The 4,001-nt window shown below is 74.2% G+C and carries 1 protein-coding gene; it reads right to left on the reverse strand.

Annotated elements, in window-relative coordinates; all coding sequences use genetic code 11:
* The coding region (locus ACIGO6_RS41535) for an SDR family NAD(P)-dependent oxidoreductase (RefSeq protein WP_399886000.1) at window positions 1–3,974 on the reverse strand (3,974 nt) is incomplete at its 3' end.
* Window positions 3,975–4,001 lie beyond the last annotated feature (27 nt).

Genomic DNA, 4,001 nt, shown 5'->3' on the forward strand with positions numbered 1-4,001 from the left:
AACGTCCGCGGCAACACCTCATGCCGCAACGCCATCACCATCTTGATCACGCCGGCCACCCCAGCAGCCGCCTGCGCATGCCCGATGTTCGACTTGACCGTGCCCAGCCAGAGAGGTTCGCCGTCGGCGCGGTCCTGCCCGTATGTGGCCAGCAGGGCCTCCGCTTCGATCGGGTCACCGAGACGGGTGCCCGTGCCGTGGGCCTCCACGGCGTCCACGTCGCGCGGGCGCAGGCCGGCGCCGGCGAGGGCCTGGCGGATGACGCGTTCCTGGGACGGACCGTTGGGGGCGGTGAGGCCGTTGGAGGCCCCGTCCTGGTTGACCGCGCTGCCCCGCACCACCGCCAGCACCCGGTGCCCGTTGCGCCGCGCGTCCGACAACCGCTCCACCAGGAGCACGCCGACGCCCTCACCCATCCCGAAACCGTCCGCGTCCTCACCGAACGCCTTGCAACGGCCGTCCGCCGCCAGCCCCCGCTGCCGCGAGAAGGCGACCAGTCCGGTCGGGGTGGACATGATCGAGGCGGCGCCGGCGAGGGCGAGGTCGCACTCGCCCTGCCGCAGGGACTGCGCCGCGAGGTGGAGGGCGACCAGGGACGACGAGCACGCCGTGTCGACGGTGAGCGCCGGACCTTCGAGGCCGAGGGCGTAGGAGAGGCGGCCGGAGACCACGCTGGCGGCGGTCCCGGTCACGAGGTAGCCCTCCAGGCCCTCCGGGGCCGGGTCGAGGAGCGTGCCGTAGTCCTGGCCGTGGGTTCCGGTGAACACACCGATCCGGCGCCCCTTGAGGCTGCGCGGGTCCATGCCCGAGCGTTCGACGGCCTCCCAGGAGGTTTCCAGGAGCAGCCGCTGCTGCGGATCCATCGCCAGCGCCTCACGCGGCGAGATCCCGAAGAACCCGGCGTCGAAACCGGCCGCGTCGTGCAGGAACCCGCCGCCCCGGACGTAGGTCTTGCCAGGAGCGTCGGGGTCCGGATCGTACAGCGCGTCCAGGTCCCAGCCACGGTCGTCGGGCAGGGCGGAGATCGCGTCGCCGCCGTCGGCCACGAGCCGCCACAGTGCCTCGGGGCTGTCGATCCCGCCGGGGAAACGGCAGCTCATCGCGATGATGGCGATCGGATCGTCGGTCGGCGCGGGGGCGGTTGCGGTCGGTGCGGTGACGGTGGGGGCCGGTGTGCTGTCGGCGCCGCTCGACGCGGCGGCCGTCAGTTCGGTACGCAGGTACGCGGTGAGCGCGGTGACCGTGGGGTGGTTGAAGATGAGGGTGGGGGCCAGGCGGAGTCCGGTCGCCTTGCTCAGCCGGTTGCGCAGTTCGACCGCCGTCAGGGAGTCGAACCCGAGGTCCTTGAAGGAGAGCTCGGTGTCGACGGCCTCCGGGGAGGCATGGCCGAGCACGGCGGCGACGTCGGCGCGCACCTCGCGCAGCAGCGCCTCCTCCGACACGGTCCCGCCGACGGCGACGAGCCCTCCGGCGCGCCCGGCGCCGGCCCCCGGACGCACGAGGGCGCGGCGCCGGGCGGTCCTGGGCACCAGGTCCCGCAACAGGGCGGGTACGGCGTCGCTCACGCCGATCGCCGCGAGGCCGAGGCGCACCGGCACGAGTGCGGCTTCCTCGGAGGTCAGGGCGGTGTCCAGGAGGCCGAGGCCCTCGGTGGTGGACAGCGGCAGGGTGCCGTTCTGCGCCAGCCTGCTCAGGTCCGTCGAGGTGAGCCGGCCGCCCATGCCGCGCTCCTCGGCCCACAGGCCCCAGGCGAGGGAGGTCGCGGGCAGTCCGGCGGCGCGGCGGTGGGCCGCGAGGGCGTCCAGGAAAGCGTTGGCGGCGGCGTAGTTGCCCTGACCGGGAGCGCCGAACGTGGTGGCGGCCGAGGAGAACACGACGAAGGCCGCGACGTCGAGGTCCCGCGTCAGCTCGTGCAGGTACCAGGCCGCGTCCGCCTTCGGCCGCAGCACCGTGTCGATCCGCTCGGGAGTGAGGTTGTCGACGGTGGTGTCGTCCAGCACGGCCGCCGTATGCACGATCGCCGTGACCGGGTGCGCGGGATCGATGCCCGCCAGTGCCGCCGCCAGGTCCTCGCGCACGCTCACGTCGCAGACGAGGGCGCGCGCCTCGGCGCCCGACGCGGTCAGCTCGGCGAGGAGTTCCGCCGCGCCGGGCGCGTCTGCACCGCGCCTGCCGAGCAGCAGGACGTGCCGTACGCCCCACCCGGTCACCGCGTGCCGGGCCACCAGCGCGCCCAGGCCGCCGGTACCGCCGGTCACCACCACCGTGCCCTCGGGATCGATGCCCGCGGGAAGCGGACCGTCGCCCTCTCCGGCTCCGGCACCGGCCTCCGCGCGCTCCAGCCGGGCGGTCAGGAGAGCGCCGTTCCGCACGGCCAACTGCGGTTCGTCCCCGTCCAGTACGGCGGCTCGGACGGCCTCGGCGGGAATCGGGCCGTCGTCCAGGTCCAGCGTGACGATGCGCCCGGGGTGTTCCGACTGCGCCGTCCGCAGCAGCCCGGCAACGGCCGCATGGGCCAGATGGGGGGCCGTGCCGTCCGTGGCGGTGCCTGCCGCGCCGCGCGTGACGAACAGCAGCCGCGTCTCGTCGTACCGCTCCTGCGTGAGCCACGACGACAGGGCGGTCAGCGCCTCAGCCAGCGCGGAGCGCGCGCCCGACAGCGGGTCCGCGTCGGCCGACGGGCTCGTCGGCGCCAGGACCACCACATCGGGAACCGGCCCGTCGGCCGTGGGGACAACGGCCGCGCCGAGAGCCTCGGCGAGCGCCTCGGAACCCGGGCCGTCGTCGCCCATCACCCACGTACTGCCGGACACCTCCCGCGCGGCATCCGGCGCGGACGGCACCGGACGCCACCGCACCCGGTACAGCGAGTCCGTCCCCGCCTTCCGGTCGGCGGAGGCGGGACGCACGGTGACGGACTCGGCGGAGAGCACGGGGTTGCCCCCGGTGTCCGCCGCGTCCAGCGTCATCGTGTCCGGCCCGGTACCCCGCAGCCGTACCCGGAGGGTCTCGGTCCGCACCGGGTACTGGCGTACACCGGTCCAGGAGAAGGCCAGCCGTCCGGAACCCTGCGGGTCCGCCTCGTCGGCGTGCCCCGGCAGGAAGGCCATACCGTGCAGCGCCGCGTCCAGGAGCGCGGGGTGGACGCCGTACGACTCCGCCTCCGCGGCCTCCTCCTCGCCCAACGCGACCTCGGCGTAGACCTCGTCCCCCAGCCGCCATGCCGCCGTCAGGCCCTGGAAGGCCGGTCCGTACCCGAAACCGCGGGCGAGGAGGACGTCGTAGAAGTCCTCCGTGTGGAGCGGTTCGGCGCCCCGCGGCGGCCACGTGGCGGCAGTGAACGCGGTCTCCGGCTGCGGCTGTTCGGATGTCTCGAGGAAGCCGGCCGCGTGCCGGACCCACGTCCCCTCGGCGTCGCGGGAGTGGACGGACACGGCACGTCGCCCCTCCGCGTCCGCCGCGCCGAGCTTCACCTGGAGCGTCACGGTCTCCCGGTCGGGTATCCGCAGCGGTGCCAGGAACGTCAGCTCCTCCAGCCGCCCGCAGCCGGCCTCCTCCCCCGCCCGCAGGGCCAGCTCGACGAAGGCCGTGCCCGGCAGGATCGCCGAGTCCAGGACGACGTGGTCCGCCAGCCACTGGTGCGTCCGCGTGTCGAGCGTGCTGGTGAAGACGGACTCGTCGGTGTCCGCGAGGGTGAGGGCGGCGCCGAGGAGGGGGTGGTGTGTGGCGTCGAGACCGAGTCCGGAGGCGTCGCCCGGGGCGGCCGGGGACGGAAGCAGCCAGTACGACTCGTGCTGGAAGGCGTACGTCGGAAGGTCCGCGACCGGACGCGCGTCCGGCCCGAAGGCAGGCGTCCAGTCGACCGGAACACCCGCGACATACACCTCCGCCAAAGCCGCGTAGAAACGGTCCAGACCGCCGTCGTCACGCCGTAGGGAACCCGACACGATCCCGTCCGGCACCGCATCACTCAACGCCGACACCAGCACCGGATGAGCACT

This window comes from Streptomyces sp. NPDC053750 (assembly GCF_044544295.1).
Lineage (GTDB): Bacteria > Actinomycetota > Actinomycetes > Streptomycetales > Streptomycetaceae > Streptomyces.